Origin of the sequence: Clostridium sp., from assembly GCF_021443865.1 — a bacterium.
Lineage (GTDB): Bacteria > Bacillota > Clostridia > Clostridiales > Clostridiaceae > Clostridium.
In genome coordinates this window covers 1-3,184 of record NZ_JABUTB010000149.1, presented here as the reverse complement: position 1 = coordinate 3,184, position 3,184 = coordinate 1, and the positions used below count along the sequence as shown (strand labels likewise).

Sequence of the window (3,184 nt, the reverse complement as noted above, 5' to 3'; positions counted from 1 at the left end):
AGCTGAATTAATTCAGCTCCTTTAGCCATTTAAGCATATCAGTTATACTATCATCCTTAGGAATATTTACATCTCCAATATTTCCATGAGATTTATCCTTTGGAATACCATGACAATCTGATCCACAAGAAATATATAAATTATTTTCCTTAGCCAATTTAATTAAATTCTTAGTATCATCTTCAGTGTTCCTATAATAGATTGCTTCAATACCGTCAAAGCCTAAATCTATTAATTCCTTAATAGGAGTTTTCTTAACCAATATAGGATGAGCCAAGAAAATTAAAGCATTAAAATCCTTTAATAGTTTAATTCCATCCTTTGTAGATAATTTAGTTGAAGGCACATAAGCTGGGCAATCATTTCCTATAAAATTTTTAAATATATATTCATGATCGTAGTCATAACCAGCATCTATTATAGCTTTTGCTATATGTGGTCTTGCTATAGTATCTTTTCCATTAGATAAAACCTTATTAATATCTAAATCTATATTATGAAGTTTTTTTAAGTTTTCAACAATTTTATAGGCTCTAGATATTCTTTTTTCTTTAAGATCATCTAAAATTTTATTTAAGTTAGGATTATTATAATCTTCTTTATTAAAAAATCCTAAAACATGAATTGATTCACCATTATGTTCAGTAGATAATTCAATTCCAGGAATAAAATTTATATTAAGTTTTTTAGCTTCTAAAATAGCTTCATTTATGCCAGTTAAAGTATCATGGTCTGTTAAAGAAATATAGTTAAGGTCTCTTTTTTTTGCCATTTCAATTATTTCCTTAGGTTTAAATCTTCCATCAGAGCAAATTGAATGGGAATGTAAATCACACTTAAACATCCTATCTCCTTTCAAAATAACAAATTATTATGATATAATTTATACATTAAAATTATTTTAACACATATATATTATTTTTAACACAAAACCTGGAGGGAAAAATGCTTTTAATGATAGATAATTATGATTCATTTGTGTTTAATTTAGTAAGATATATTGAAGAATTAGGCGAAGAAGTAATAATATACAGAAATGATAAAATATCAATTGAAGAAATTATGAATTTAGATATTGATGGAATAATAATTTCACCAGGTCCAAAATCTCCAAAGGAAGCTGGGATATCATTAGATATAATACATAATTTTAAGGGGATAAAGCCCATACTTGGAATATGCTTAGGGCATCAATGTATAGGTCATTATTTTGGAAATGAAATTATAAAGGGAAAAGAGCCAGTTCATGGGAAAATAAGCTATGTAAGTCATAAAGATAAGGATTTATTTAAAGGACTTAACAATCCATTAAGAGTAACTAGATACCATTCCCTTATAATTGATAATTGTAATCTTAATGAAGAAATAGAAGTGACTAGTTATACTGATGATAATGTTATTATGGGGATAAGTCATAAAAAGTATCCTATTTTTGGAGTTCAATTTCATCCTGAAGCTGAAATGACTGAAGATGGACATAAGCTTTTAAGAAACTTTATTAATATAACTAAGAAGTTTAAGGAGGATAGAAATGATTAAAATTAGGGAGATACAAATAAACTTTAATCCTCTTGAAGTATATAATGTTTTTAAGGATGAAACAGATACTATATTATTAGATTCCTCAAAGGAAGATGAAACTTTATCTAAGTTTTCTTTTATTGGATTAAATCCATTTATGACTTTTGAATCCAAGGGAAATACATGCTTAATTGATGATGTGAAAGTTGAAGGAGAACCCTTTGATGTTTTAGAAAAACTTCTTCTTAAATTTAAAATTTCAGAAGAAGTCTATAGGCATATTCCACTAATATCAGGGGCTATAGGATATATATCTTATGATGTATGTAGAATATTAGAGGACATACCTAATAGTAGTACGGAGGACTTTAATATTAGTGATATAAAATTTATATTTTACAATAATATTATTATTTTTGATTTACATAATAATAAACAATATATTACATCACTAAAGGGTTTAGATGAAGAAATAGATTTAATCATAGATAAAATAAAAAATACTACCAGTATAGAAGAATGTAAAGTAGAAGAAAAAAGAAAGAATTTTATATCTAATTTTAATAAGTCAGAATATAAATCAGCTATAACAAAAATGAAAAATTATATAGTTAGTGGAGATATTTACATAGCAAATATGACTCAAAGATTTTATACAGATAGTACTGAAGATTCCTTTGAAATATATAAGAAACTTAGAAGCATAAATAAAGCACCATTTTCAGCTTTTATGAATTTCAAAGATTTTCAAGTAATAAGTTCCTCTCCAGAAAGATTTCTTGAAATAAATAATAGAAGAGTTATTACAAGACCAATTAAGGGTACAAGACCAAGAGGGAAAACAAAGGAAGAAGATAAGAAGAATAGCTTAGAGCTTTTAAATAGTGAAAAGGATAAAGCAGAGTTATTAATGGTGGTAGATTTAGAAAGAAATGATTTAAGTAAGGTATGTAAACCTCATTCTGTAAAAGTTACAGAGCTTTTTAAACTTGAAACTTATTCTACAGTATTTCATTTAGTTTCAACAGTTGAAGGTAAGCTTAAAGATAAAGTATCAGCTGTAAAATGTATTAAAGAATGTTTCCCTGGAGGTTCTATAACAGGAACTCCTAAAATTAGAGCTATGGAAATAATTGAAGAACTTGAGGGCCTAAAAAGAAATATATATACAGGCTCTATTGGATACTTTGATTTTAGAGGAAATGCAGATTTCAATATTGCTATTAGAACTATAATAAAAAAAGATAATAAAGCCTATTTTGGAGTTGGTGGAGGCATTACATATGATTCTAATGAGGAAGATGAGTATAATGAAACTTTAGATAAAGCAAAAGCTTTAATGAGGGTATTATAATGAGGAATATTGTTTTTAATGCAGAAAAAATAACTTTAGACAGTGGGTACTTTTTTGGAAGAGGAGTATTTGAAACAATATTAGTTAAAAGAAAACCTATATTTTTAGAAGAACATATTGATAGACTAAATAATGGAATTAGAGTTTTAGGATTAGGTGAGGAAATCTTAGTAGAAGATATTTTAAATATAATAGATAAATATTCAATAGAGAATTGCGTGCTAAAAATAGTAGTATCAGAAAAAAATATAGTAATAGAAACTCGTGATAATAAATATAAATTAGAAGATTATTTAAAGGGATTTTCTT

4 protein-coding genes are annotated in these 3,184 nt (G+C 26.3%); 3 read left to right on the top strand and 1 reads right to left on the bottom strand.

The features are described 5' to 3' along the window. Positions 1-7: 7 nt before the first annotated feature. Positions 8-844: a PHP domain-containing protein gene (locus HUJ77_RS15165; protein WP_291710069.1), complete on the bottom strand. Its 837-nt coding sequence runs from the start codon at positions 842-844 to the stop codon at positions 8-10. Positions 845-945: 101 nt separating this feature from the next. Here HUJ77_RS15165 and HUJ77_RS15160 point away from each other — a divergent pair, with 101 nt between their 5' ends. From HUJ77_RS15160 to HUJ77_RS15150, 3 genes are all read left to right on the top strand, one after another. Continuing rightward, positions 946-1,539, top strand: coding sequence for an aminodeoxychorismate/anthranilate synthase component II (locus tag HUJ77_RS15160; protein WP_291710068.1), 594 nt, complete (start codon positions 946-948; stop codon positions 1,537-1,539). After that, positions 1,532-2,875, top strand: a complete 1,344-nt coding sequence (gene pabB / locus HUJ77_RS15155) for an aminodeoxychorismate synthase component I (protein ID WP_291710066.1) — start codon at positions 1,532-1,534, stop codon at positions 2,873-2,875. The genes HUJ77_RS15160 and pabB overlap by 8 nt, the downstream gene beginning before the upstream one ends. Further along, positions 2,875-3,184, top strand: a 310-nt coding sequence (locus tag HUJ77_RS15150) for an aminotransferase class IV (protein WP_366033592.1), incomplete at its 3' end; no start/stop codon positions are given. The genes pabB and HUJ77_RS15150, both read left to right, overlap by 1 nt.